Below are 24132 nucleotides of genomic sequence, written 5' to 3'. Positions count from 1 at the left end.
GAACGCCCGGTGTCAGCCGAGGCGCAGCGTCCGGTTGGCGATGCGTCCGGCCCAGCGCAGGTCGTGCGTGGTGATGACGACAGTGCCGCCGTGCGCGGAGAAGTCGTGCACCACGCGTTCGAGGCGGCGCATTGCCCCGAGGTCGCGCGCGAGCGTCGGCTCGTCGAGCAGCAGCACGCCCGCGTCGAGCAGCAGCGCCGAGGCGATGACCAGGTCCTTGCGCTGCGCCGGATCGAGATCGTAGGGGTGCGCGTCAGCGTGCTCGGTGAGACCGGTCTGCGCGAGCACGCGGGCGACTGCTTCCGCGCGCTCCGCTCGGGCGCGCGGGCGGTCGCGGCGACGCGTCGGCAGCGGCAACGCGCGCTCGAGTTCGACTCGCACGGTCGCCGACGACAGCTGGGCGCCGGGATCCTGCCCCACCCAGCCGATCCACCGCGCGCGCTGATGGGCGGGAAGGCCCTGCAGGTCCTGATGATCGACGCGCACCGCTCCCCCGACGCGCGCGGCCGGCTCGAGCATGCCTGCGATCGCGCGGAGCAGGGTCGACTTCCCGGTTCCGTTGGCGCCGACGATCGCCACGATCTCGCCGGGAGCAGCACTGCAGTCGAGCGCTTCGAACACCGCTGAGCGGCCCCGGTGCACCGTGAGGGCGCTCACGTCGAGCCGCTTCTCGCGCCTCCGCGGCTCGGGCTCAGGGACAGGCACGCGCTCCGAACTGGGCTCAGGTTCAGGGGCGGCCGGGTCGCCAACGGTGTTCCACACGCCGTGGGCATCCAGCACCGCGTCGGTGAGCTCGGCAGAACGCGCGTCGGCCACCAGGCGCCCTCCCTGCACGAACGCAATGCGATCCGCCGCCGCGGTGAGTTCGTCGTGCTGGTGCCCGGCCAGCAGCACCGCTCCCCCCTCGTCGCAGAAGCGTCGCAGCGACGCCGACAGCAGGCGCCGGGCGTCGGGGTCGAGCGACAGCGCCGGCTGATCGAGGACGAGCAGCGATGGCCCCAGCGTCATGAGACCGGCGAGCGCGACGAGCTGCCGTTCGCCGCCCGACAGCGTATCGAGTCGCCGCCCGAGCAGACGCTGCATGCCGAACGCGTCGAGCGCGGCATCGACATCGACCGGTCGCGCGCTGCCCGACAGGCGCGCCGGGAGCCGCACCTCGTCATCGACGTAGCTCGTCATGCCGGTCAGCTGCGCCTCGGGATCTTCGCCGAGCATCGCGACGCTGCCCTGCACTTCCACCGATCCCGACCGTGTACCCCGCTCGCCGAGGAGTCCCGCGGCGAGACGGCAGAGCGTGGAGGTGCCCGCTCCGAGGGGCCCGAGCACGGCCACCGTCTCCCCGCGGCGCACCTGGAGGTCGATGCCGGCGAGTGCGAGCGCGTCGGAGCCGTGGAAGGAGAAGTGCGCGTCGGCGAGCGAGAGCACGAGTGCGTCAGTCACGGAGCACCCCCAGGATCTCGGAGGCCGTCGGAACCGGCAGCACTCCGGTGAGCGCGGCGCTCACGACGAGTACCGTCGCGATCGGCGCGCCCCATCGCAGCAGGCGCTGGGCGCTCCCGTCGGGGTGATCCTGCAGCTCGGCCGGCCGGGCGGAACGGCCGAATCCGCGCTGCTCGAGTGTGTCGTGCCGCTGGTCGAGCTGCACGAGCGACGCCGTCAGGAGCCCGGCGATGATGCCCGGCATGAGGCGCAGTCGTGTGCTGAGGCGACCGGTGTTCCAACCCCGGGCGGCCCGGGCGACGAGAGCGCGCGACACCTGGTCGCGCAGCAGCGGGATCAGACTCAGCGCGGTGGCGCAGACGTATGCGATGCCGAGGGGAAGACGCAGCCGGATCATGCCGTCGAACGTACGCGCGGAGTCGGAGCCGAATGCGAACAACGCGCACACGGCGATCATCGCGGTGACGCGCAACCAGAGCTGCGCGGCGACGGAGAGGCCTTCGACCGTCACCGCAGCGGCTCCCCAGCTCCACAGCACCTCGACATCGTCGCCCGGGTAGAACAGCCCCTGGATGATGCCGACCATGACGAGCATCGGCACCGAGAGCACCGCGAGGGTCGCGAACCAGCGACGGAAGCGGACGCGCGGAGACCGCGCGGCTGCCCCGGCCGCGATGACGAGCAGCGCGACCGGGACGAGCGGTGAGGGAACGCCGTACGTCAGCACGAGCGCGCAGACCAGCAGCACCAGCTCGGTGGCGGGGTGCAGGGCTGCCGAAGCAGGCCGCGACCCCGTCCCGGCGCGTGAGGCCGACCGTGCGGCTGAACTGAGCGGGCGTTCCGGCACGCGGTGCCCTACGGAGCGCTGGGGCGTCGGCGTGTGCCCGCGAGCGACCGCATGGCCAGCGGATACCGGCTCACGATGCGCTTGGGAAGCGTGCGCAGTACGAGGAAGGCGAGCACGAAGATGATGGCCTTGTCCGCGGTGTCGGAGGCGAGGCTCTGCACCGTCGTGGCGTTCAGCATCTCGAGGCCGGCGGCCTGCAGCGTCGCGACGATTCCGCCCGTGCCGACCCCGAGGCCTCCTCCGAAGACGAAGGCGGCGACCGGAGCGCCGAGTGCGCCGCCTGGAATGCCGGCGATGGCGCCCGCGAGCGCGGCCCACCAGGGAGCGCGGAACGCGCCGAGTCGCGCCGCCCACCCGGCAGCGGCGCCCACGAAGGCGGCTCCCGCGGTGAATGCGATGACGGTCGGGTTGATCGTGACGCCCCAGATGAGGTTTCCGAGGATTCCCGTCAGGGCGCCTGCTGCGGGGCCCGCGAGCACGCCGATGATGACGGAGCCGAGCGAGTCGAGATACAGCGGGATCGGGGTCAGCGTGCCGACGATCTGACCGACGGTGATGTTGACGGAGATCGCGATCGGCATGAGCGCGAAGATGCTGCGCGGGATGAGGGGCAGCGTGCCGGCGGCGATGAGCGCCGCTCCGGCGAGGTAGCCGACCATGACCCAGAGAGTGGTGTTGCCGAGATCCTGCCCGAGGGTCGCGGGCTGGGTGACGAGTACCGCGATGTAGGTCGCGATGATGACGATCGCTCCGGCGGCGGTGAGGAGGTACGCCCACTTCGGGGCGGTGTTGCGGGCTTCTCCGGGACTCATCGTGGTGATGAGCCCCTGCCCAGAGACGCTATCGCGCGCGATCATGCTGTGGTCCTTCCATCAGGGTGTCGGTGAGGTGGTCGAGGAAGCGCGTCGCATCGACCCGACGGATGATCTCGGCGTTCGCCGGCCGATTCCACCGTCCCAGCCAATCGGCGATGGTCTCGCCGCGGGTGAGGGTGCCCGTGAGTTCGACATCGATCGGCGCGAACGCTGTCTCCGCCCACGGAATTCTGCCAGCCGTGGCCCTGCCGCGCGATTCCGCCTGCACCTCGGCCGCGTCGCGCGCGCCGTCGTCGCGGCGGCGCTCGGGCATCGGCGTCGTGCCTCGCGCGTCCCGCGCCCACTGCACCGCGGTCGCGACCACGTAGGGATCGTGGATGTGCGCCAGGTAGCCGTGCCCGTCCTCCTCATGGAACTCGAAGTAGAACCTCAACGCCTCGCCGAGCTCGTGCAGCAGAGCGGGCCAGGGCGCCGGAGCGGGATGAGCGGCGCCCACGATGCGGCTCAGCCGCTCCGGCGTCATCTCGACCATCTCCGTCGCCTCGATGGGCCCGACGACGGGAGGGAACGGGGCGTCCCCGGCCAGGTAGGCGTCGCCGAACGCGGCGAACACCCGCGCCGCGGCCTCCGGGTCGTAGCTGACGTTCCACTCGGTCGTGGGGTGGGTGTTGCCGCGGTAGTTGAACGCGCCGCCCATGACGAAGAGTCGCTTCAGCAGGCGCGGCAGCTCCGGAGCGATCTCCAGCGCCAGTGCGAGATTCGTCGCGGGCCCGATCATCACGCCGACGAGTTCGCCGGGGTGCGCTCGGGCCGCGTCGACCCAGGCCTGAGCCGCGCTCTGGTCGCGCACCGAGCTCGCGGGGTCGGGCAGCTCCGCGTAGCCTGCGCCGGTGTCGCCGTGCGTGACTTCGGCGTATTCGGGGTCCGGTTCGGGGCCCGGTTCGGGGTCCGGTTCGGAGTCGCCCGCGGTGGCCGCCGCCGCCTCGGCGCGTGCGCCGGCGGCGGACTGCGCGAGCGGGTGCGTGGCGCCGCGGTGCACCGGGAGATCGGTTCGGCCGGCGAGCGCGAGCCAGCCGAGCGTGTTGCGCACGACCTGCTCCGTCGACACGTTGCCTCCGCTGGCCGCGATGCCGACGATGTCGACGTCGGCCTGGCAGAGCAGGTAGGCGATCGCTATGGCGTCGTCGATGCCGGGGTCGCAGTCGAGGAAGAGCGGGATCGCGGATTCGGCCATACCTCTATTCTGACGGACGCCGCAGCGGCTCGACCCCGCATCCGCCCCTACGCGTCGCCCGAGGTGATGTCCTCCGCCTCCTGCGCGGGTGTCTCGTGCGGGCGTCCGACGTGGACGAGATGACGCCCCGCGATCCCGAGCATCACCATCGCGACGACGATCGAGGCGGCGCCGAACCAGTACGGCGCGCCCGCTCCCAGCGCTTCGGAGATGGGGCCCGCGACGGCAGGAGCCACGGCACCGCCCATGAACCGTACGCCGGAGTAGGTCGATGAGGCCACGTTGCGCGGAAGATCGGTCGCCTCCATCACCGCTTCGGTGAGTGCCGTGTTCATCACGCCGAGCAGGAGGCCGCTGACGATGACGACGGTGATGAGCCCGGTGAGAGCAGCGGTGAAGCAGCCGAGCAGGACGAGGCAGACCGTGAGGCCTCCGAGCATGGAGAACAGTACGGGCCGCAGCCCGAAGCGGCGGGTGAGCACCGGTGCCACGAGCACCGAGGTGATGGCGAGGGCGAGCCCCCACCCGAAGAAGACGAGCCCCAGTTCGTGCGCCCCGAACTCGCGCCCGAGCGCCTCGGCTGCGGCCTCGAGCGGGTACGGGCTGTACGCGAGCAGCACGAAGAAGCCGAAGTTGTAGAACAGCGCGACCAGCGACAGCGACCGCAGCGCGGGGTTGCGCAGCGCTCTGAACCCGGCGAGGATCGAGATCCGTTCGACCGGCGCGGCGGTCGACGCCCCGGTCTCCGCCTGGCGCTTGGGCTGGCGCAGCAGTACGAGGATCGCGATGAGCGCGACCGCCATCAGCCCTGCGGTGCCGAAGAAGGGGCCCCGCCACGACAGCGAGCCCAGCACACCGCCGACCAGCGGCCCCACGGCGAGTCCGACGCCGAGCGCTGCCTCGTAGAGCACGATCGCCTGACGGGAGCCCCCGGACGCGGCGCCGACGATCGCGGCGAGCGCCGTCGAGATGAAGAGCGCGTTGCCGAGGCCCCAGCCCGCGCGGAATCCGATGATCGCGTCGACCGAATCGGAAGCGCCGGCGAGCGCCGCGAAGAGCACGACGAGGACGAGGCCTGCGAGCAGCGTGCGCTTCACTCCGAGTCGGCTCGACACCCAGCTCGTGAAGAACATGGCCGCACCGGTGATGAAGAGGTAGCTGGTGAACAGCAGCATGGTCTGGCTCGGGCTCGCGCCGAGCTCGTGGCTGATCGCGGGGAGGATCGGGTCGACCAGCCCGATGCCCATGAACGAGACCGCGCAGGCGAATGCGATCGCCCATACCGCTGTGGGCTGGCGCAGGATCGATGTCTTCGGTGCGGTCGGGATCACTGGGGTGGATGCGGTGCCTGGTCGGGATTCAGCTGTGGTGGACGTGGTCTGCTCCTGGGTCGTGCGTGCGCGGGCACGCGGTTCATCGGGTCGTGCGCGGGGCCGGCGCCGGTCAGCCCGAGGGATCGTCGATGCGATCGCCGAGCTGGTGCATGAGTTCCGCGGCGCGTGCGAGTGTGGCGCGGTCGAAGTCCGAGAGCGCATCGAGGTGCGGGCGCAGACGCTCGGCAGCGGCCGTGAGGTACTCGACGAGCGCCTGACCGCCGGCGGGGGTGATCGATACGAGCGTGGCGCGCCCGTCCGCGGGATCGGGAGTGCGCAAGACCCAGCCCTCGCTCTCGAGGCGCTGCACGAGGCCCGTCATGGAGGGCTGCGCGACGCGCTGCCGGTTCGCGAGCGCACTGATGCGCGCAGGGCCCGACTGCTCGAGCTCGGAGAGCACGCGCCAGGCGATGAGCGAGTACCCGCGGCCCGCGACTCGGCCCGCGATGCGGGAGAAGCGCCCGGCGACACGGGTGAGTTCGCGCCCGAGTACATCGGAACGAAAACTACTGTTGGAATCGCCTGGCGACATGAATGACATCGTAGTCGCTTTTACATAGGAAAGCTATGCAATTGCGTTCGGCAGCTCTGCCGCCTCCTCGATCACGACGAGTTTCTGGTTCGCGAACTCCCGGATTCCCTGCACCCCGAGTTCGCGGCCGAACCCCGACCGCTTGACGCCGCCGAACGGCAGCGCCGGGCTCCCACCCTTCAGGCGATTGATGGACACCATGCCCGCGTCGATCTCCGTCGCGAATCGGCGGGCCGCATCCTCCGCGTCTGCGAACGCGGTGGCACCGAGGCCGAAAGGCGAATCATTGGCGAGTCCGATCGCCTCGTCGACCGTCTCCGCCCCGACGATGATGGCGACGGGGCCGAAGAGCTCCTGGTGCCACACCGGCAGGTCGCGCAGCGGCTCGAGCAGCACGACAGGAGCGAAGCGTCGCGGATCCTCGTCGTCGGGAGCGACGTCTCCGAGCACCTCGGCTCCCTGCTGTTGCGCGGATCGCACCGCGCTGCGCAGCTCCTCGGCTGCCGCCCCGCTCGAGAGCGGACCGAGCTCCGTCTCGGGGTCCAGCGGATCACCGGGGCGCGCCGCGAGAAACGCCTCCGAGAAGGTTCGTACGAACTCGGGCAGGAGATCGCTCCGCACGATGATGCGCTTCGGCGACACGCATGCCTGGCCGGCGTTCGAGAGCCGCATCGAGGCTGCGAGTCGGGCGAGTTCGCCAGCGCGCTCCCCGTCGAACACGATGAACGGATCGCTGCCCCCGAGTTCGAGCACGACCTTCTTCAGAGACGCCCCCGCGGCACGGGCGATCGCCGACCCCACCTCCTCGCCGCCGGTGAACGATACTCCTGCGACGAGCGGGTGCGCGATGGCCTGGAACACCTCGTCGTGCGTGAAACCCGTATGGTGCACGAGCCCCTCGGGAGCGCCCGCCTCCAGGAAGATCTGCTCGGCAATCGCAGCGCTCCCCGCGCAGATGGAGGCGTGCTTGAAGACGACCGCGTTGCCGAGCAGCAGATTGGGCGCGATGCAGCGGATCAGCTGGTAGTGCGGATAGTTCCACGGCATGATGCCGAGCACGATGCCGGTGGGCTGCAGACGGAGCTCCGCGCGGCTCCCCTCGGAGCGCGAGATGACCTCCGGCTGCAGGATCCGCGCCGCCTCCTCGGCGTAATAGGAGAGGATGGCGACGCACGACTGCACCTCGTTCAGCCCCTGGGACACGGGCTTGCCCATGTCGCGGGCCATCTGCTGGGCGATCTCCTCAGAGCGCCGCTCGTAGATCTTCGCGGCGTGCGCGAGCACGCGCGTTCGAGCGTCGAGCTGCGCCCTGCTCCACCCGTCGAACGCGCGTGCCGCCCGGTTCAGCAGCGCGTCGACGCGCTGCGCCGTCGGGTCGGCGGCGGTGCCGGCGCTCACGCGGCCGCCTCCGGCACGACGGGCGCGAGGTGCAGCCAGATGAGCGTGGATCGCTCGGAACTCAATGCCTGCTCGAATGCGGACGAGAAGTCGGCGACGTCGTCGATGCGGTGCGCCTCGATGCCGTGCGCTCGCGCGAGCAGGGCGTAGTCGGGGTTCGTGAGCGAGGTGCCCGAGGGACGGCCGGGGAAGTGCCGTTCCTGGTGCGAGCGGATCGTTCCGTAGCCGCTGTTGTCGACCACGAGGATCACGGCGCGGCCGCCCGTCGCCTGCAGCGTTGCGAGCTCCTGGCCGTTCATACCGAAGCAGCCGTCGCCCGCGAGCCCGACGACCGTGCGATCCGGGTGCACGAGGGTTGCGGCGACGGCCGCGGGCACCCCCATGCCCATCGCCCCGTTGCGGGGTCCGACGAACGTTCGCGGCTGCTCGTGGTGCAGGTAGCGCAGCGCTCCGATGACGTAGTTGCCGGCGCCCGCGGTGATGATGGCGTCATCGGGCAGCAGGCGCTGCATCGTGCCGAACACCTCCCCCCGCCACGCGTCTTCGCCCGCGCGCGACTCCGCCGGCGTGCTCCAGTCGACGTACGCTGCGCGCTCGCGCTGCACGCGGGCACGACGCTCCGGGGAGCCATCGCGCAACTGCGCCATCGAACTCAGCCAGTCGCCCGGGTGCGCGACGTAGTGCAGCGACGTCCGGCCTTCGTGGCCGAGCAGATCGGCGTCGGGTCCCACGACGATGGTGACGGCTTCGCCGCCGCCGAGCGTGTACTCGTCGGAGAGCACATCGCGCCGAGTCGTACCGAGATAGCAGACGAGATCCGCGTTGCCGTACGCGTCCGCAGCGCCATCGTTCCGGCCGAAGCCCAGGCTGCCGACCCACACCGGCGAACTGTGCGGGAAGGCGTCGTGACTGCGGAAGTCGGAGACCACGGGGATCTCCGCACGCTCGGCGAGCTCTCGCAGACGTTGGGCGGATTCGCCGGTCCAGCCGTCGCCGCCGACGACGAACACCGGCCGCTCAGCGGCGTCCAGCGCGTCGACGGCCGCGGCGAGCGCGTCTTCGCGGAACTGCGCAGCGGGGCGCTCCGCGGGTTCGAGGTCTCTCGCGCGCGCGACCGGCGCGACGAGCACCTCCTCCGGCAATCCGATCACGACTGGGCCCGGCCGGCCCGATTCGGCGATCTCGAACGCGCGCGCTACGCGTTCAGCTGCGGATTCCGGATTGTCGAGGGTGAAGACCGCTTTCGCGGTGCTCCCGAACCACGATGCGAGGCTGAACTCCTGGAACGATTCGAGGTCGCGCACATTCGTCGAGATGAGCCCCACGAACACGACCAGCGGAGTGCAGTCCTGATAGGCCGTGTGAATCGCGATCGAGGCGTTCGCCGCACCCGGCCCGCGCGTCACTGCGACGACTCCGGCATGGCCGGTCAGGCGAGCCTCTGCGAGCGCCATGAATCCCGCGCCGCCCTCCTGCCGGGCGGTCACCAGCCGGATCGACGAATCGTGCAGGGCGTCGAGGAGCCCGAGAAAGCTCTCCCCGGGCACCTGATACACACGTGAGATGCTGCGTGCTTCGAGGTGCGTGACGATGGTGCTGGCAACGGTGTCAGTCATTCGTGCTCATCTTTCGATCGGAGGGGCGTGCAGGGGAATCGTGCGAGAACGAGGGTCGAGGATCATGCCGTCGGGTCGTCGAGCGCGTCGTCGAGTCGTCGCGACGCCCGCAGCATCGCAGTGATGAGCGTGTCATCGGGCAGCCCGCCCTGCTCGGTGATCACGCTGAGTGCACCGATGCAGGTTCCGCCCTTCGTGACAGGCACGGCCACCGCCGTGATGAGGTCGCCGAGCCATTCCGAGTGGACGAGGGCGAACCCCCGCTGTCTGACGTTCTCGTAGACGGCGTCGTCGAGCACTGCGCCTTCGCGGGCGACGGCCCGGTGCACCTCGTCGGAGAACGCCAGCAGCACCTGCCCGGAGGCGGAGGATCGCGGTGACACCCGCGCCTCGTACCCGCGCCTGATGAACTTCGCCCGCGCGGGCTCCACGCGTTCGACGATGACGGGGCTGCTCTGCTCCATGACGGCGAACGACACCGGGGCGCCGAGCTCTTCCACGGTGTCGTGCATCACGGGCAGCAGCATCGGCCGCAGTTCTTTCGCCGGGTTCGCCCGCGTCGCGAGGTCGGCGACGCGCAGACTCACGCGGTACACGGAGCGGTCATCCTGGAACGCCCAGCCCGCAGCCACCGCGGTCTGCAGGTACTGGTGCGCCGCGGCTCTGGCCCAGCCCAGGCGTTCGGCCAAGCCGGAGACCGACAGCCCGGCCTCTGCTCTCGCAAGCGCGTCGATGACGGTCAGCATCTTCAGGCCCGTCTGCAGCACCGGCGTGCCCGTCGCACGACGGCCTCCGCCCGCGCGCCGCTCGGCGGCCGGTCGGGGCCCGGGGGTCGCTTCGGTCATCGCACTTCCTCGTGATCGCTGGACGTCTTGCAATGACAGACACTGTCTGACTCTGCAATACGGCAGATGCTAGCACGGCTCCGTACACAGCAGTAGGCCCGTTCCACCTGATGTGGAACGGGCCTACTGCTGTTCAAAGATGGGCGGGCTACTCGCCGACGTACCCGTCGGCGACGTTCAGCGCCTCATCGATGATGTCGAGACCCTTCACGAGGTCCTCCTCCGAGATGACGAGCGGAGGCGCGACCTGCACGCGGTTGCCCGCCGCGAACGGCCACAGGCCCGCCTGCTTGCACGCTGCCACCACGGCGTTGAACGGCGCCGCGGCCTCTCCCGCCGCATTGAAGGGGATGAGCGGCTCGCGCGTCTCGGGATCCTTCACGAGCTCGATCGCCCAGAAGAGCCCGGTGCCGCGCACCTCGCCGACCGACGGATGCTTCTCGGCGATCTCCTGGAGGCGCGGCCCGACGACGCGCTCTCCGAGATCCCGCACGCGCTCGAGGATGCCCTCCTCCTCGAAGATGTCGAACGTGGCGACACCCGCCGCAGCGCCCAGCGGGTGGCCGCTGTAGGTGAGGCCGCCCGGGAAGGGCTTCTGGTCGAAGGTGCTGTGCACGGCCTCCGAGATGACCACGCCGCCCAGGGGCACGTAACCCGAGTTCACGCCCTTCGCGAAGGTCACGAGGTCGGGGTTCACGTCGAACGCCTGGAAGGCGAACCAGTGGCCCGTGCGCCCGAAGCCGGCCATGACCTCGTCGGCGATGAGCAGGATCCCGAACTCGTCGCAGAGCGCCCGCACGCCGGCGAGATAGCCGGGGGTCGGGATCAGGATGCCGTTCGTGCCGGTCACGCTCTCGAGGATGATCGCCGCGATGGTCGACGGACCCTCGAGCTCGATCGTCGAGCGCAGGTGCGCGAGCGCGCGCTCCGTCTCCTGCTCGGGGGTCTCGGAGTAGAAGACCGAACGGTACGGGTAGGGCCCGTGGAAGTGGACGACTCCCGAATCGAGAGTGCCGTTCGCCCAGCGGCGCGGTTCGCCCGTCAGCGTGATCGCCGTCGACGTCGAGCCGTGGTACGAGCGGTAGCGGGCGAGCACCTTCTGCCGGCCGGTGTGCACACGCGCCATGCGCACGGCGTACTCGTTGGCGTCAGCCCCGCCGTTGGTGAAGAACACGGAGCGGGCGCCCTCGAAGGAGTGCTCGACGATGCGCTTCGCGAGCTCGCCGCGCACGTCGTTGGCCATGGCCGGCTGGATCGTCGCGAGACGGCCGGCCTGATCCTGGATCGCCTTGACGAGGCCCGGGTGCTGATGCCCGAGATTCAGGTTGACGAGCTGCGACGAGAAGTCGAGGTACTCGGTGCCGTCGTAGTCCCAGAACCGCACCCCCTCGCCCTTGGCGATCGGCAGCGGGTTGATCGCGCCCTGCGCCGACCACGAGTGGAAGACGTACTGGCGGTCGTTCTCGCGCACCTCGCGCTGCGCATCCGTGTCGCCGAAGCTCTGCTCGGCGCCGTTCAGATCGATGAAGTCGCTCATGCGTTCAGCCCCTCAGTGGTTGCTCGGGAAGCCGAGGTCGATCTTCGACTGATCCGGGTTCGGCCAGCGCGTCGTGACGACCTTGGAGCGCGTGTAGAAGTTGATCGACTCGGGACCGTAGATGTGGGAGTCGCCGAAGAGCGAATCCTTCCAGCCGCCGAACGAGAACGCCCCGACCGGAACCGGGATCGGCACGTTGATGCCGACCATGCCCGCCTCGACCTCGAACTCGAACTGACGGGCAGCGCCGCCGTCGCGGGTGAAGATCGCGGTGCCGTTGCCGAACTGGTGCGAGTTGATGAGCTCGAGACCCTCCTCGTAGCTGTCGACGCGCACGATGGCGAGCACCGGCCCGAAGATCTCCTCGCGGTACACCTTGCTGTCGGTCTTGACGTGATCGAGCAGCGACACTCCGGTGAAGAAGCCGTCGCCCTCGAACTGCGCCTCGCGTCCGTCGACGACCACCGTCGCGCCTTCGGCCTCGGCCCCGGCGACGTAGCCTTCGACGCGCTCCTTGGCCTCGCGGGTGATGAGCGGGCCCATCTCCGATGCGGGGTCCGTGCCGTTGCCGATCTTGAGGTTCGCGATACGGCTGGTGAGCTCGGGGATGAGGCGATCCGCGACGTCGCCGACCGCGACGACGACCGAGACGGCCATGCAGCGCTCGCCCGCAGAGCCGTAGGCCGCGGAGATCGCGGCATCTGCGGTCACGTTGATGTCGGCGTCGGGCATCACGAGCATGTGGTTCTTCGCGCCGCCGAGCGCCTGCACGCGCTTGCCGTTCGCGGCTGCGCGCTCGTAGATGTACTTGGCGATCGGGGTCGAGCCGACGAACGACACGGCCTTCACGTCCGTGCTGTCGAGCAGGGTGTCGACCGCGACCTTGTCGCCGTGCACGACGTTGAGCACGCCGTCGGGCAGGCCTGCCTCGCGGAAGAGGTCTGCGATGAAGACCGAGGCGGAGGGGTCGCGCTCCGAGGGCTTCAGCACGACCGTGTTGCCGCACGCGATGGCGCTCGCGATCATCCAGAGCGGCACCATGACCGGGAAGTTGAACGGCGTGATCGCCGCGACGACGCCCACCGGCTGCTTGATGGAGTGCACGTCGACGCCGGTCGAGACCTGCTCGTCGCGCTCGCCCTTCAGCAGGTGCAGCAGCCCCGATGCGAACTCGACGTTCTCGAGGCCGCGCGCGATCTCGCCCGCCGCGTCCGAGAGCACCTTGCCGTGCTCGCTCGTGACGATGGCGGCGAGCTCGGGCGTGCGCTGCTTGAGCAGCTGGCGCAGGTTGAAGAACACGTCGGCGCGCTTGGTGAGGCTGGTGCGGCGCCACTTCGGCAGCGCCTCCTGCGCCGCGGCGATGGCCTGCTCGACGGTCTCGACCGATGCGATGCTGAGCTCGTGCTGCGCCTCGCCGGTCGCCGGGTTGTACACCGGCTGGGTGCGCTCCGCGGTGTCGACCTTCTCGCCGCCGATGACGTGGGGGATGCGTGCCATGCGTTCGCCTGCTTTCTTCGTGAGCTGCCCGAGCGGGTTCAACCGGTCGAGCAGGAAATTCGGAGATCACCGCGGGTTCCGGGCAATCTGTTCGGAATCGTCGACTCCGCCAGACCCCAGTGTGACAGCACGCTTCCCCGGGATCGACCGCATTCCATCCACGATTCGCCACAATCCCGTACAATCTGTCCGATATGACTGACGCACGCTCCGACACCCCTCCGGTCACCGTCGCCGACGCGCTCGACCTCGCCGAGCTCCGCGCCGGAGCGCCCGAGCTCGTCGCGGGCCGCTCCGGGCTCGCGCGGCCGATCCGGTGGGCCCACGTCGTGGCGGGAACCGGGGCCATCCCGCTGCTCGAGGGCGACGAGCTGATCCTCACGACGGGCGCCGGGTGGCCGACCGACCGTGCCGCGCTCGAGGCCCTCGCCCGATCCGTGATCGCCGCCGGGCCGGCCGCCGCCGTTCTCGAGCTCGGGTCGCACTTCGATGCCGCGCCCGCCGAACTCGCCGAGGCCTGCGAGCGCCACGGGATCCCGCTCATCGTGCTGCATCGGGAGGTCCGCTTCGTGCAGATCACGCAGCGCGTGCACCAGCGCGTGCTCGCGGCCCAGACCGACGCGCTCGCAGCTCGCGCAGACGTGCACACGATGCTCACCGAGCTCGGACTCAACCGCAGCCCGGTCGATTACGTCGTCGAGCGCCTCTCCGAAACGCTCGACGCGCCCGTCGTGCTCGAGGATTCGGCGGGACGAGTCGTGGCCTGGGCCGGTGGCGAACTGCTTCCGCAGGCGGCGCTCGCACCATGGGCCGGGGCCCACCCCGCGTCCCTGCCCTCGGGAGCCGAGTCCGTCGCCGTCGAGGCGCAGGGAAAACGATGGGGCCGACTGTCCGCCCTTCCGGGACCCCCGCACGCCGCCGGCCGACGCACCGTGCTCGAGCTCGGCGCCTTCGCGCTCGCGCTCGGCAGACTCGCCGATGCCGATGGGGAGCAGTGGTTGCGGCTGAGCTCGAAGCGCCTGTTCGACGCGGTGCTCAGCGGCCGCTATCGCAGCGACAGCGAGCTCGCGACTCAGCTCGCCGCCGCCGGTCTGCCGATCGAGGGGCGCATCCTGCTGGGCGCGACGTTGCGCGGCACGGACGGCTTCGGCGCGCACTCCTCCCTCGAGCGCGCGGTTCTCGACACCGCGATGCGCCGCGCGGTCGCTCCCGAGGGCCGCGTGATCCTCGTACCCGACCCGGTCGACCCGGCTGAGACCGCGATCGACGGCACCCGGCCCTCGGGCTCCGACCAGGATCGCCCCCCGCTGCTCGCTCTCCTCTCCTTCCCGGCGGGCGACCCCCGCGTCGCTCCCGCAGCCGATACGGGGTCGGCGCCACCCCTCGCGATCCGCCTCGCACGCGAACTCGACATGCTGATCCCCTCACCGACGCCGCCCTCTTGGCGGGCCCACCTCGGACTCGGCGCGCCCGGCAGAGGCGTGCGCTCGCTCATCACCTCGCTCGAGCGCGTGCGGGCAGCAGGTCGCCTCCGACCGACCGCAGCAGCGGGGAGGGTCACCGTGCAGCAGGCCGAGCGCCAAGCGCTCGCCTATCTCGTGCGCGGCCTCTCGGCCACTCCCGAGGTGCAGGAGTTCGCCGCCGATGCCCTCGGCCCGGTGATCGCGCACGACGCAGCGTCAGGGCCCGGGCACAGCGGCGATCTCCTGCTCGTGCTGCGCTCCTACCTCGCGCACCCCACGAACCGCTCACTGGCGGCGCAGCGCGCGCGGCTCTCGCGATCCGTCTTCTATCAGCGCCTCGCGCTCATCGAAGAGCTGCTCGGCGTCGATCTCGCCGACGGAACGACGATCGCGACGCTCACCGTCGCTCTGCTCGCGCGGAGCGACTGAACCCGGTCACGCGCTCCGGTCAAGCGCTCCACAGGCCGGGATACTCGTGGCCGAGCTCGATCACGAGACGCCGAAGCGCCGGCAGCGAGAGCCCGATCACGCAGCTCGGAGCGCCCTCGATGCGTTCGATGAACGCCCCGGCGAGGCCGTCGATCGCGAAGCCGCCGGCGAGTTCGAGCGGCTCACCGGTTGCGACGTAGGCCTCGAGCTCGGCATCGGAGAGATCGCTCGCGAGTGTCACAGTCGCCGTGTCGACCGCACCGGCCGCAGCGCGCGTCCCGCCTCCCGAGCAGTCGATGAGCCAGTGGCCCGAGTGCAGCACTCCTGTGCGACCGCGGTGCTGCTTCGACCGTTCGAGCGCGACCTCCGGGCGGTGCGGCTTGCCCAGAATCTCGCCGTCGAGCAGAAACATCGAATCGCCCCCGAGCACGAGGCCGTCGATCTCGCCCGTGCCATCGGGGCCGTGGCGGCGCACCACGTCCTCCGCCTTGAGCCGCCCGAGGTACTCGGTGAGCTCGGGGGCGGTCAGGGCGCGCCCGAGCTGTGCTTCGCGCGCGACGACCTCGGCCTCCTCATCCACCTCGGGTGCGAAGCACACCGGCTCGATGCCGGCTCCGCGCAGCACGGAGAGACGGGCGGGCGACGTGGACGCGAGGTAGAGGCGCATGCCTGCCAGTGTAATTCGCAGCCCGGCCGCGCTCTGCCGCCGCTGCGCACCCGCCACTGCGCACCCGCCACTGCGCACCCGCGCATGCTGATAGGCGGGCGGGCGCGCGCTACACCAGCGGGTTCGGGTGCGACAACCCCCTGGCCGGGATGGGAGAACCCCCCGAATCTATAGACATGGGGTCGCACCGTGCCTCCCCGTGAACGGAAGGAGTTCTCATGGGTTTCCTCGGATTTTTGTTGCTCGGGCTGATCGCGGGCGCCATCGCGAAGGCCATCCTGCCGGGCCGTCAGGGCGGTGGCTGGATCGCCACGCTCATCCTGGGCGTCATCGGCGCGCTCGTCGGAGGTTGGCTGGGCGGCCTGCTCTTCGGCGCTGACCTCGGAGAGTTCTTCTCGATCGAGACCTGGCTGGTCGCGATCGGCGGTGCCATCGTGGTGCTGCTGATCTGGGGCCTGATCACGGGCCGCAAGGGCAACCGCGCGGCTTAACCACCCCGCACCACCGCGGCGGAACACGCCGCAGCACGAGGTCGGCCTCGCGCAGTGGGAGAATGAGGGCATGACTGCAACGCACAGCTCAGCCCCGCTCGAACCCGGCGCGCAGGTCGACCTCGTCGTCACCGGCATCGCCCACGGCGGTGTCGGTGTCGCGCGTCATGAGGGCCGCGTCGTCTTCGTGGCCGACGCGATTCCGGGTGAGCGCGTGCGCGCGCTCGTGACCGATGCCAAGAAGAAGTCGTTCGCCCGTGCAACGGCTGTCGAGATCCTCGAAGCCTCGGCCGATCGCCGCGACCACGTCTGGGCGGAGGCGTCGATCTCGCGAGCGCCCGAGGAGCGCGCGGGCGGCGCCGAGTTCGGGCACATCTCGCTCGAACGGCAGCGTTCGCTGAAAGCCGAGGTGCTCGCCGACGCGATGCAGCGCTTCGGCGGCGTGCAGCTGGCGGCCGAGGGCGCCGACGACTCCGCGGACGCGCTCGCCGAGATCGTCGAACCGCCTCCTGTGTTCATCGACGACGAGGCCGACCCCGACGCTGCCGTCGATTCGGGGCTCGCCTACCGAACGCGCGTGCGCCTGCACGTGGATCCCGAGACGGGCGCCGTCGGGCCGTACGCCGCGCGGAGCCGCCGAGTGGTCACGGTCGAATCGCTCCCGCTCGCGACCGAGGGCGTCAACCAGATCGCCCCGCTCGACGAAGCGATGCCCGGCGTCGCGACCGTCGACCTCGTCGATCCCTCCGGCGACGACCCGCGCATGCTCCTCACCCTCGCCGGCGAGAAGCAGCGCTCGGGAGCGAGCGATCCGATCCACGAGTGGGTCGAGGATCGCGGCTTCCTCGTGCGCGCCGGCGGGTTCTGGCAGGTGCATCGTGCCGCCCCCGCCGTGCTCTTCTCCGCCGTGCGCGACGCGATCGCCGATCTCATCGCCGATGGCAGATTCGATCCCGCCGCCGGCAACCTCGACCTCTACGGCGGTGCCGGCCTCCTCGCGGCCGCCGTGGCGGAGGCTGCGGGCACCGGCGTGAAGATCGCCACCGTCGAGGCGGACGCGGCCGCGACCGAGGACGCCGCGGAGAACCTCTCCTCTCTCGTCGGCGCGCTCGCCCACACGGCGCGCGTCGACCGGCACCTCGCCGACCTGCTGCAGGCCTCCGCTCCGGTGCGGGATCGTCTGCGTCGGGGCACGGTGGTGCTCGATCCGCCGCGCTCGGGCGCGGGCAACGGCGTCACCGCGCAGCTCGCGGAGCTGTCGCCCATGAACATCGTCTACGTGGCCTGCGACCCGGTCGCGCTCGCGCGCGACACGAAGTCCCTCCGCGACTCGGGATACGAGCTGACCGAGCTCCGCGCCTTCGACATCTTCCCGCACACGCATCACTTCGAATCGCTGGCGGTCTTCCAGCGCGCGTGACGATGCCGCCGTATCCCGTGGATATCGGAGAGCGTTCCGTGCCCGCCCTACGGTGAGACGACGCGCACCACGCCCCGCATCTCGGGGTGGATCGAGCAGATGTAGGGGTACTCCCCCTCCTCTGCGAACTGATGCGTGTAACTGCCTTCGACCAGCAGCTCGCTCACGAAACTGCGATCCTCTGCGACGACGTCGTGCTCGCTCGGCCCGACGAACACCCACCGCACCGCCTGCTGCGGGGCGATCTCGACCTCGGCGGGCTCGAATCGGTTGTCGACGACCGTGATCGTGGCGTAGGCCTTCACGTCGTCGTCGGAGGGCACGGGTTCCGGCTTGCCCGTCGGTGCGCAGCCCGCGAGCAGGGCCGCGGCCCCGGCACCGAGCACGCCGGCCGCGCCGCTGAGCAGGCGTCGCCGCGAGATCCGCTGCGTCATCGTCGCGCCCCGCTCAGTGCTGGTGCAGCGCGCGCGCCGCATCAGTGATCGCCCCGGTCATCGACGGGTAGACGGCGAACGCGGAGGCGACCTGGTCGACCGTGAGCCGGTGCTCGACCGCGAGCGCGAGCGGGAAGATCAACTCGCTGGCGCGATGCGCGACGACGACGCCGCCGATCACGGTACCGGAGGCCTTCCAGGCGAACAGCTTCACGAAGCCGTCGGTGAAGCCGATCATCTTGGCGCGCGGGTTCACACTCAACGGAATGGTGTGCGAGACGGCTTTCGCGACGTCAGAGGCCTCGGCGAGGGAGTTCTCGTTCCAGCCGACGGTTGCGATCTCGGGGTAGGTGAAGACGTTCGCTGCGACATTGCGCAGGTCGATCGGCCGCACGAAGTCGCCGAGCGCGTGCATGATCGCCGTGCGCCCCTGCATCGACGCCACCGAGGCGAGCGGGAAGAAGTCGGTGCAGTCGCCCGCTGCGTAGATCGAGGGCACATTGGTGCGAGCGACCTTGTTCACGCGGATGTGGCCGCTGTCGGTCAGCGAGACTCCCGCCTCGGCGAGGCCGAGACCTGCGGTGTTCGGGATCGATCCGACCGCCATCAGGCAGTGCGTCGCCTCGATGGTGCGGCCGTCTTCGAGTTCGACGCGCACTCCGTCGTCGGTGCGGGTCACCGAGCTGGCCCGCGACTTCGACATCACCTGCATGCCGAGGCGGGTGAACTCCCGCTCGATGACGCCCGCGGCGTCGCGATCCTCGCCCGGAAGCACCTGGTCGCGGCTCGAGACGAGCGTCACCTCGGAACCGAGCGTGCGATAGGCGTTCGCGAACTCCGCCCCGGTCACGCCCGAGCCGACGACGACGAGATGCTCGGGTACGCTCGGCAGGTCGTAGAGCTGCTTCCACGTGAGAATGCGCTCACCATCGGGCTTCGCCGAGTCGAGCTCCCGAGGGCTCGACCCGACGGAGACGACGATGGTGTCGGCTTCGACGCGGTCGAAATCGGTGCCGCCGCCGCCCGCGGCCGTGGAGATGACGACGGCGTTCGGCCCGTCGAGGCGGCCCTCGCCCTGCACCACGCGCACACCCGCATCTTCGAGCGAGCGCAGCATGTCGACGGACTGAGCCCCCGCCATTGCGAGCAGCCGCTTGTTAACGGCGGCCAGATTGACCGCGATCTCGGGGCGCACGGGCTTCCCGTCACCGCCCGGCACGAAGGCCTGGACTCCGAGTCTGCCCGAGTCGCGCACGCTCTGCGCGGCGCTCGCCGTGGCGATCAGGCTCTTCGACGGAACGACATCGGTGAGCACGGCAGCTCCGCCGACACCGGCCCGCTCGATCAGGATGACTTCTGCGCCGAGCTGAGCTCCCGCGAGCGCCGCCTCGTACCCGCCGGGGCCGCCGCCGACAATCGCGATCCGATGCTTGCGTTCATTCGCTTTCGCCATGCTGCAATTCTACGCAGGGCGCTCTCGCCCGCGCTCCGCCTGCGTCACTCGCCGCGCTGGCACTCCGTGCGGCACTCGCGCTCGCAGTATCCCGGCCAGCGCTTCTCGAGGCGTCGATCGAGCCCCATCCAGTACGTCTGCATGACCGAGCTCGTGCGGGCTCCCATCCAGAGCTGAATATTGCGCACCGCCTCGCCGTCAGCCCACAACCACTCGTCGAACCAGGCGTCCACCGCACCGGCGAGCGCTTCACCGCGACGCCGGCCGAGACCCGGACGGGGGCTCTGCTCGCGCTGCTCGCGGCACAACCACGTGACGCCCACGTTCGGCGGCGCCGGCAGCGCCTCGATCTGAATCTCCGAGAACACTTCGATGAACACGCGGCCGTACGCCGTGTCGGGAAGCTCGCGCAACCACTCCCCGAGCTGGGGCAGGTCGGAAGCGTCGCCCGCCGCCACCACGCAGTCGATGCCGTCGGGGTCGACGACCGAGACTGCTTCGGGGAAGTCGGATGGTTCGGAGAAGTTCACGCCTTCATCTTAGGGCAACCTAACTTTGATCGGAAGATCTCACAGCGAATTCGGCGCTCGTACGTACGTGCCCGAGGGCGAATCGGCCGTCGTTTAAGATCGACAGTTACGAGCCTGCGCATCCGGGGGGATTTCTGGGATCTCGCGCCGGTCGGCGCACTCGCGCCGTCACCACACGATGAAGTTGGAAGGACCGCCACAGATGACGAGGATCGACTCCTCCGCAGCACCCTCGCTCGACAACCTGGCGGGGAGGGACTCGATCAGCGGCAACATTCCCGTGCCGACCCTCCGGCACCGCAGCTCGTACGCGCCCGCTGCGCTCGAGCGCGACCCGGGGATGCCTGCGTCCTCGTGGCGTCTGCGCAGCGACGCGTGGGAGTACCTCCGCTTCGCGGTGAAACGGCTCGCCACCGACTCGGAGACCGCCGACGCGCTCGCTGCGGATGGCGAGGTGCACCGCAATCTGCGCGCGCTCGAGACGATCGAGCTCTACTGGGCCGGGTACGGCCAGCGCTACGTCGCCGCGATCGGCGAACTGCTCGAAGCGGGTGACTACCGCACCGCGCTCGACCGCATCGGCCGAGTCGTCAATCGGCTTCGGCACGACACGGTGCCCGATGAGCCTCGCGACGAGTTCCTCGACGAGCAGGAGCGGGCCGAGTTCACGATCGACGCCGACCCGAGGCCCCGGTTCGAGGTGCTCGTCGTCGACGAGACGACGGCTCAGGATCGCGACGGCCTGCGCACGGAGCTCCTGCGCCTGCGCGGCCCCGCCGACGATTTCGTGTACGACTACGTCGTCGTCCCCTCCGCCGATGACGCCGTCGCCGCCGTGCTCACGAACCCGAACATCCTCGCGTGCGTCGTGCGCCCGGGCTTCAGCGAGCGCACACGGCAGAAGCTGAGCCGAGACCTCCAGGAGTCGATCCGGCTCGCCCGGTCCGAGGTCGTTCCCGGCTCGGCTCCCGCGCGCAGTTCGCTCGCCTCGGTGCAGCGCGTTCTGGGTCTCGCCGACACGCTCGCCGCGATCCGGCCCGAACTCGACCTGTACCTCGTCGCCGGCGCGCACATCGAGGATCTTGCGGGGGCGCTCACGCGCCGCTTCCGGCGGGTGTTCAGGCGGGAGGATCAGCTCGAACTGCACCTGACTCTGCTGCGACGCGTCTCCCACCTCTACGACACCCCGTTCTTCTCGGCGATTCAGGATCACGCGCGTCGGCCCGTCGGCGTCTTCCACGCGCTGCCGGTCGCTCGCGGCGGCTCGGTCGTCGCCTCGAAGTGGATTCGGGATCTCGCCGACTTCTACGGACTGAACCTGCTGCTCGCCGAGACCTCGGCCACCTCCGGCGGACTGGACTCGCTGCTCGCGCCGACCGGAGCGATCAAGAAGGCGCAGGATCTCGCGGCGCGAGCCTACGGTGCGAAGCACACCTTCTTCGTGACCAACGGCACCTCGACGGCGAACAAGATCGTGCACCAGGCGCTCATGGCGCCCAACGACGTCGTGCTCGTCGACCGCAACTGCCACAAGTCGCACCACCACGCCGTCATGCTGACCGGCGCGCGCCCCGCCTACCTCGAGGCGTACCCGCTGAACGACTTCGCCTTCTACGGCGCCGTGCCCATCGACCGCATCAAGCAGCTGCTGCTCGACTACCGCGCCCAGGGCCGCCTCGACGAGGTGCGCATGATCACCCTCACCAACTGCACCTTCGACGGCATCGTGTACGACCCCGAGCGCGTGATGGCCGAGTGCCTCGCGATCAAGCCCGATCTCGTGTTCCTCTGGGACGAGGCCTGGTTCGCGTTCGCGGCGTTCCATCCCGTGACCCGGCGGCGCACCGCGATGGCCGCGGCGAAGCGCCTCGAGCAGCAGCTCGGCACCACCGCGCACGCCGCGGCCTACCGCGCGCAGCGGGAACGCCTGTTCGGAGCCGACGGCACGCCCGCCGGCGATGAGGTCTGGCTCTCGGAGCGGCTCATCCCGGCGCCGGACGCCCGCATCCGGGTGTACGCCACGCAGTCGACCCACAAGACGCTCACCGCCCTGCGGCAGGGATCGATGATCCACGTCTACGACCAGGACTGGGTGCGCGATGCGGAGGAGCCCTTCCACGAGGCGTACATGACGCACACCTCGACCTCGCCGAACTACCAGATCCTCGCCTCCCTCGACATCGGCCGCCGACAGGTCGAGCTCGAGGGCTTCGAACTCGTGCAGCGGCAGCTCGATCTCGCGACGAGCCTGTCGCAGGCGATCGCTCGGCACCCGCTGCTGCGCCGCACCTTCCGAGTGCTCACCGCACACGACCTCGTGCCGGCGGCGAACCGCGAGGCGGGCCGGCCGATGCCGCTGCGCGACGGTCTCGCGTCGATGTGGGAGGCGTGGGCCACCGATGAGTTCGTGGTCGACCCGTCGCGCATCACGATCGAGATCAGTCGCACCGGCGTCGACGGCGACACCTTCAAGCACGAGCACCTCATGGATCGCTACGGCATCCAGGTCAACAAGACCAGCCGCAACACCGTGCTGTTCATGACGAACATCGGCACGTCGCGCAGCGCGATCGCGTACCTCATCGAGGTGCTCGTCAAGCTCGCCGAGCGCTTCGAGGAGGCGCGCGCGCAGCAGGATCCCGATCTTCTCGCGACGGCTGAGACCGCCATGCCGCCCCTGCCCGACTTCAGCTCATTCTCGCAGGGCTACGCGACCGACGGCGTGCTGCCCGACGGCGACATGCGCGCCGCGTTCTTCCGCGGGCAGCAGCGTGGAGCGGTCGAGCACGTCTCGCACGCCGAGCTGCACCGGCGCGTCTCGCGCGGCGAGGTGCCGGTCTCGGCGGGGTTCGTGACGCCCTACCCGCCCGGATTCCCGGTGCTCGTGCCCGGGCAGGTCATCTCGGCCGAGGTGCTCGACTTCATGGCGGTGCTCGACACCCGCGAGATCCACGGGTACGACGTGCGCCGCGGGTACCGCATCCTCCGCCCGGAGGAATGACCGCGGTGGTGAGCGGGGCGGTGAGCGCGGTGGTGAGCGGAGCCCGGCCGATCCCGCGCCCGCGACCGGCGCTCTAAGCTGGAGCGCATGAGCTCCGCCGCACCCAGCCCCGCACCCGACGCCGCTCCCGGCGCCCTCGCCGCCGATGCCGCATCCGACACCCCAGCCGCGCTCGCGGCCGAAGCCGCCTCCGCCATCGCCGAGCTGACGGGAGTCGAACGGCACGACATCGCGCTGACACTCGGCAGCGGATGGGGCAAGGCGGCCGACGTGCTCGGCGAGACCGTCGCGGTCGTGCCCGCGGGCGACGTGCCGGGCTTCCACGCCTCCGGAGTGCCCGGGCACTCGGGCACGCTCCGCTCCATCCGCCTCGAGAACGGCAAGCACGCCCTGATCATCGGGGCGCGCACGCACTACTACGAGGGCCGCGGCGTGCGAGCTGTCGTGCACGGGGTGCGCACGGCCGCCGCGACGGGCGCCGAGATCATGATCCTCACCAACGGCGCCGGAGGCGTCGATCCGTCCTTCCGCGCCGGAGAACCGGTGCTCATCAGCGATCACCTGAATCTCACCGCGGTCTCCCCCATCGAGGGCGCGAACTTCATCGACCTCACCGACCTCTACGCAGTGCGGCTGCGCGACGTCGCCCGGTCGGTCGAGCCCGGTCTGCAGCAGGGCGTCTACGTGCAGCTGCCCGGCCCGCACTACGAGACTCCGGCCGAGATCCACTACCTGCGCACGATCGGCGGTCAGATTGTCGGCATGTCGACGGCGCTCGAAGCGATCGCCGCGCGCGAGGCGGGCATGCAGGTGCTCGGGTTCTCGTTGATCACGAACCCCGCCGCCGGTATGGGGGATCCCCTGAGCCACGCCGAGGTACTCGCCGAGGGGAAGGCCGCCGAGCCGCGCCTCGCCGATCTTCTGAAGCGCGTCGTCGCGCAGCTGTAAGGGGAAGGTCGCTCACCGCCCCGCCTCCCCTTCGCTGCCCCTCCCCCTCCGCCGCAGCCTCCCCCTTCGCCGCCCCCTCGTCCCCCTATCTCCTGCAGCGGGGTCACTTTCGGAGGGTGTCGGAGCGGTTCAGGCCCGCAACACCCTCCGAAAGCGACCCCG

At 70.4% G+C, this 24132-nt stretch carries 20 protein-coding genes; 5 read left to right on the top strand and 15 right to left on the bottom strand.

Annotation, left to right across the window (positions count from 1 at the left end; all coding sequences use genetic code 11):
* Nucleotides 1-12: 12 nt before the first annotated feature.
* From PQI23_RS00605 to PQI23_RS00555, 11 genes are all read right to left on the bottom strand, one after another.
* On the bottom strand, nt 13-1440 hold the full coding sequence (locus PQI23_RS00605) for an ATP-binding cassette domain-containing protein (protein ID WP_339970669.1): 1428 nt from the start codon (nt 1438-1440) through the stop codon (nt 13-15).
* The gene (locus PQI23_RS00600) at nt 1433-2287 is read right to left on the bottom strand and encodes an energy-coupling factor transporter transmembrane component T family protein (protein ID WP_339970668.1); all 855 of its coding nucleotides are present in this window, start codon (nt 2285-2287) and stop codon (nt 1433-1435) included. The genes PQI23_RS00605 and PQI23_RS00600 overlap by 8 nt, the downstream gene beginning before the upstream one ends.
* An 8-nt stretch (nt 2288-2295) precedes the next feature.
* Nucleotides 2296-3144, bottom strand: coding sequence for a histidine kinase (locus PQI23_RS00595; RefSeq protein WP_339970667.1), 849 nt, complete (start codon nt 3142-3144; stop codon nt 2296-2298).
* A complete protein-coding gene (locus PQI23_RS00590; RefSeq protein WP_339970666.1) occupies nt 3128-4336 on the bottom strand; it encodes a nucleoside hydrolase in 1209 nt (402 codons plus the stop codon). Before PQI23_RS00590 ends, PQI23_RS00595 begins: the two co-directional genes overlap by 17 nt.
* A gap of 47 nt (nt 4337-4383) precedes the next feature.
* On the bottom strand, nt 4384-5667 hold the full coding sequence (locus PQI23_RS00585) for an MFS transporter (protein WP_339970665.1): 1284 nt from the start codon (nt 5665-5667) through the stop codon (nt 4384-4386).
* Nucleotides 5668-5779: 112 nt separating this feature from the next.
* A complete protein-coding gene (locus PQI23_RS00580) occupies nt 5780-6241 on the bottom strand; it encodes a MarR family winged helix-turn-helix transcriptional regulator (RefSeq protein WP_339970664.1) in 462 nt (153 codons plus the stop codon).
* A 33-nt stretch (nt 6242-6274) separates the two neighbouring features.
* Nucleotides 6275-7639 (bottom strand): aldehyde dehydrogenase family protein, encoded by a 1365-nt coding sequence (locus PQI23_RS00575; RefSeq protein ID WP_339970663.1) that lies wholly within the window; start codon nt 7637-7639, stop codon nt 6275-6277.
* Entirely contained in the window at nt 7636-9255 is a 1620-nt protein-coding gene (locus PQI23_RS00570; protein WP_339970662.1) for a thiamine pyrophosphate-dependent enzyme, read from the bottom strand. Before PQI23_RS00570 ends, PQI23_RS00575 begins: the two co-directional genes overlap by 4 nt.
* A 62-nt stretch (nt 9256-9317) precedes the next feature.
* Nucleotides 9318-10100: an IclR family transcriptional regulator gene (locus PQI23_RS00565; protein WP_339970661.1), complete on the bottom strand. Its 783-nt coding sequence runs from the start codon at nt 10098-10100 to the stop codon at nt 9318-9320.
* Nucleotides 10101-10248: 148 nt separating this feature from the next.
* A complete protein-coding gene (locus PQI23_RS00560) occupies nt 10249-11637 on the bottom strand; it encodes an aspartate aminotransferase family protein (protein WP_339970660.1) in 1389 nt (462 codons plus the stop codon).
* A gap of 12 nt (nt 11638-11649) precedes the next feature.
* The gene (locus PQI23_RS00555) at nt 11650-13134 is read right to left on the bottom strand and encodes a CoA-acylating methylmalonate-semialdehyde dehydrogenase (protein WP_339970659.1); all 1485 of its coding nucleotides are present in this window, start codon (nt 13132-13134) and stop codon (nt 11650-11652) included.
* A 194-nt stretch (nt 13135-13328) separates the two neighbouring features.
* Between PQI23_RS00555 and PQI23_RS00550 the strand changes: the two genes are divergently transcribed.
* Nucleotides 13329-15026 carry a PucR family transcriptional regulator gene (locus PQI23_RS00550; protein WP_339970658.1) on the top strand — a complete coding sequence of 566 codons (1698 nt, stop codon included), beginning with the start codon at nt 13329-13331 and terminating at the stop codon, nt 15024-15026.
* 19 nt (nt 15027-15045) lie between these two features.
* Here PQI23_RS00550 and PQI23_RS00545 read toward each other — a convergent pair whose 3' ends face one another.
* Nucleotides 15046-15693, bottom strand: coding sequence for a Maf family protein (locus PQI23_RS00545; protein WP_339970657.1), 648 nt, complete (start codon nt 15691-15693; stop codon nt 15046-15048).
* A gap of 218 nt (nt 15694-15911) precedes the next feature.
* Between PQI23_RS00545 and PQI23_RS00540 the strand changes: the two genes are divergently transcribed.
* A complete protein-coding gene (locus tag PQI23_RS00540; protein WP_339970656.1) occupies nt 15912-16184 on the top strand; it encodes a GlsB/YeaQ/YmgE family stress response membrane protein in 273 nt (90 codons plus the stop codon).
* A 70-nt stretch (nt 16185-16254) separates the two neighbouring features.
* Complete coding sequence (locus PQI23_RS00535) at nt 16255-17604, top strand: class I SAM-dependent RNA methyltransferase (RefSeq protein ID WP_339970655.1); 1350 nt, start codon at nt 16255-16257, stop codon at nt 17602-17604.
* A 47-nt stretch (nt 17605-17651) separates the two neighbouring features.
* Here the strand turns inward: PQI23_RS00535 and PQI23_RS00530 are convergent, their stop codons facing one another.
* The 3 genes from PQI23_RS00530 to PQI23_RS00520 are packed head-to-tail and all read right to left on the bottom strand — an operon-like array spanning nt 17652 to nt 20021.
* Nucleotides 17652-18038, bottom strand: a complete 387-nt coding sequence (locus PQI23_RS00530) for a cupredoxin domain-containing protein (RefSeq protein ID WP_339970654.1) — start codon at nt 18036-18038, stop codon at nt 17652-17654.
* A 13-nt stretch (nt 18039-18051) separates the two neighbouring features.
* Complete coding sequence (locus PQI23_RS00525; RefSeq protein ID WP_339970653.1) at nt 18052-19491, bottom strand: NAD(P)H-quinone dehydrogenase; 1440 nt, start codon at nt 19489-19491, stop codon at nt 18052-18054.
* Nucleotides 19492-19535: 44 nt separating this feature from the next.
* On the bottom strand, nt 19536-20021 hold the full coding sequence (locus tag PQI23_RS00520; RefSeq protein WP_339970652.1) for an SIP domain-containing protein: 486 nt from the start codon (nt 20019-20021) through the stop codon (nt 19536-19538).
* A gap of 202 nt (nt 20022-20223) precedes the next feature.
* Here PQI23_RS00520 and PQI23_RS00515 point away from each other — a divergent pair, with 202 nt between their 5' ends.
* Together PQI23_RS00515 and PQI23_RS00510 are read left to right on the top strand one after the other, a co-directional pair.
* Nucleotides 20224-23022, top strand: a complete 2799-nt coding sequence (locus PQI23_RS00515; RefSeq protein WP_339970651.1) for an aminotransferase class I/II-fold pyridoxal phosphate-dependent enzyme — start codon at nt 20224-20226, stop codon at nt 23020-23022.
* 87 nt (nt 23023-23109) lie between these two features.
* The gene (locus PQI23_RS00510; RefSeq protein ID WP_339970650.1) at nt 23110-23970 is read left to right on the top strand and encodes a purine-nucleoside phosphorylase; all 861 of its coding nucleotides are present in this window, start codon (nt 23110-23112) and stop codon (nt 23968-23970) included.
* The last annotated feature ends 162 nt before the right edge of the window (nt 23971-24132 follow it).

It is taken from the genome of Leucobacter sp. USCH14 (genome assembly GCF_037619215.1).
In the GTDB taxonomy this organism is placed as follows: domain Bacteria; phylum Actinomycetota; class Actinomycetes; order Actinomycetales; family Microbacteriaceae; genus Leucobacter.
Note: the sequence above shows the minus strand (reverse complement) of the source record. Positions and strands in the feature narration are given on the sequence as shown.

What these genes read in the sequence shown, in the direction of transcription:
- PQI23_RS00595 (WP_339970667.1), bottom strand. Translation starts at nt 3,144, where the DNA reads ATGATCGCGCGCGATAGCGTCTCTGGGCAGGGGCTCATCACCACGATG.
- PQI23_RS00590 (WP_339970666.1), bottom strand. Translation starts at nt 4,336, where the DNA reads ATGGCCGAATCCGCGATCCCGCTCTTCCTCGACTGCGACCCCGGCATC.
- PQI23_RS00580 (WP_339970664.1), bottom strand. Translation starts at nt 6,241, where the DNA reads ATGTCGCCAGGCGATTCCAACAGTAGTTTTCGTTCCGATGTACTCGGG.
- PQI23_RS00570 (WP_339970662.1), bottom strand. Translation starts at nt 9,255, where the DNA reads ATGACTGACACCGTTGCCAGCACCATCGTCACGCACCTCGAAGCACGC.
- PQI23_RS00565 (WP_339970661.1), bottom strand. Translation starts at nt 10,100, where the DNA reads ATGACCGAAGCGACCCCCGGGCCCCGACCGGCCGCCGAGCGGCGCGCG.
- PQI23_RS00560 (WP_339970660.1), bottom strand. Translation starts at nt 11,637, where the DNA reads ATGAGCGACTTCATCGATCTGAACGGCGCCGAGCAGAGCTTCGGCGAC.
- PQI23_RS00555 (WP_339970659.1), bottom strand. Translation starts at nt 13,134, where the DNA reads ATGGCACGCATCCCCCACGTCATCGGCGGCGAGAAGGTCGACACCGCG.
- PQI23_RS00550 (WP_339970658.1), top strand. Translation starts at nt 13,329, where the DNA reads ATGACTGACGCACGCTCCGACACCCCTCCGGTCACCGTCGCCGACGCG.
- PQI23_RS00545 (WP_339970657.1), bottom strand. Translation starts at nt 15,693, where the DNA reads ATGCGCCTCTACCTCGCGTCCACGTCGCCCGCCCGTCTCTCCGTGCTG.
- PQI23_RS00540 (WP_339970656.1), top strand. Translation starts at nt 15,912, where the DNA reads ATGGGTTTCCTCGGATTTTTGTTGCTCGGGCTGATCGCGGGCGCCATC.
- PQI23_RS00535 (WP_339970655.1), top strand. Translation starts at nt 16,255, where the DNA reads ATGACTGCAACGCACAGCTCAGCCCCGCTCGAACCCGGCGCGCAGGTC.
- PQI23_RS00530 (WP_339970654.1), bottom strand. Translation starts at nt 18,038, where the DNA reads ATGACGCAGCGGATCTCGCGGCGACGCCTGCTCAGCGGCGCGGCCGGC.
- PQI23_RS00525 (WP_339970653.1), bottom strand. Translation starts at nt 19,491, where the DNA reads ATGGCGAAAGCGAATGAACGCAAGCATCGGATCGCGATTGTCGGCGGC.
- PQI23_RS00515 (WP_339970651.1), top strand. Translation starts at nt 20,224, where the DNA reads ATGACGAGGATCGACTCCTCCGCAGCACCCTCGCTCGACAACCTGGCG.
- PQI23_RS00510 (WP_339970650.1), top strand. Translation starts at nt 23,110, where the DNA reads ATGAGCTCCGCCGCACCCAGCCCCGCACCCGACGCCGCTCCCGGCGCC.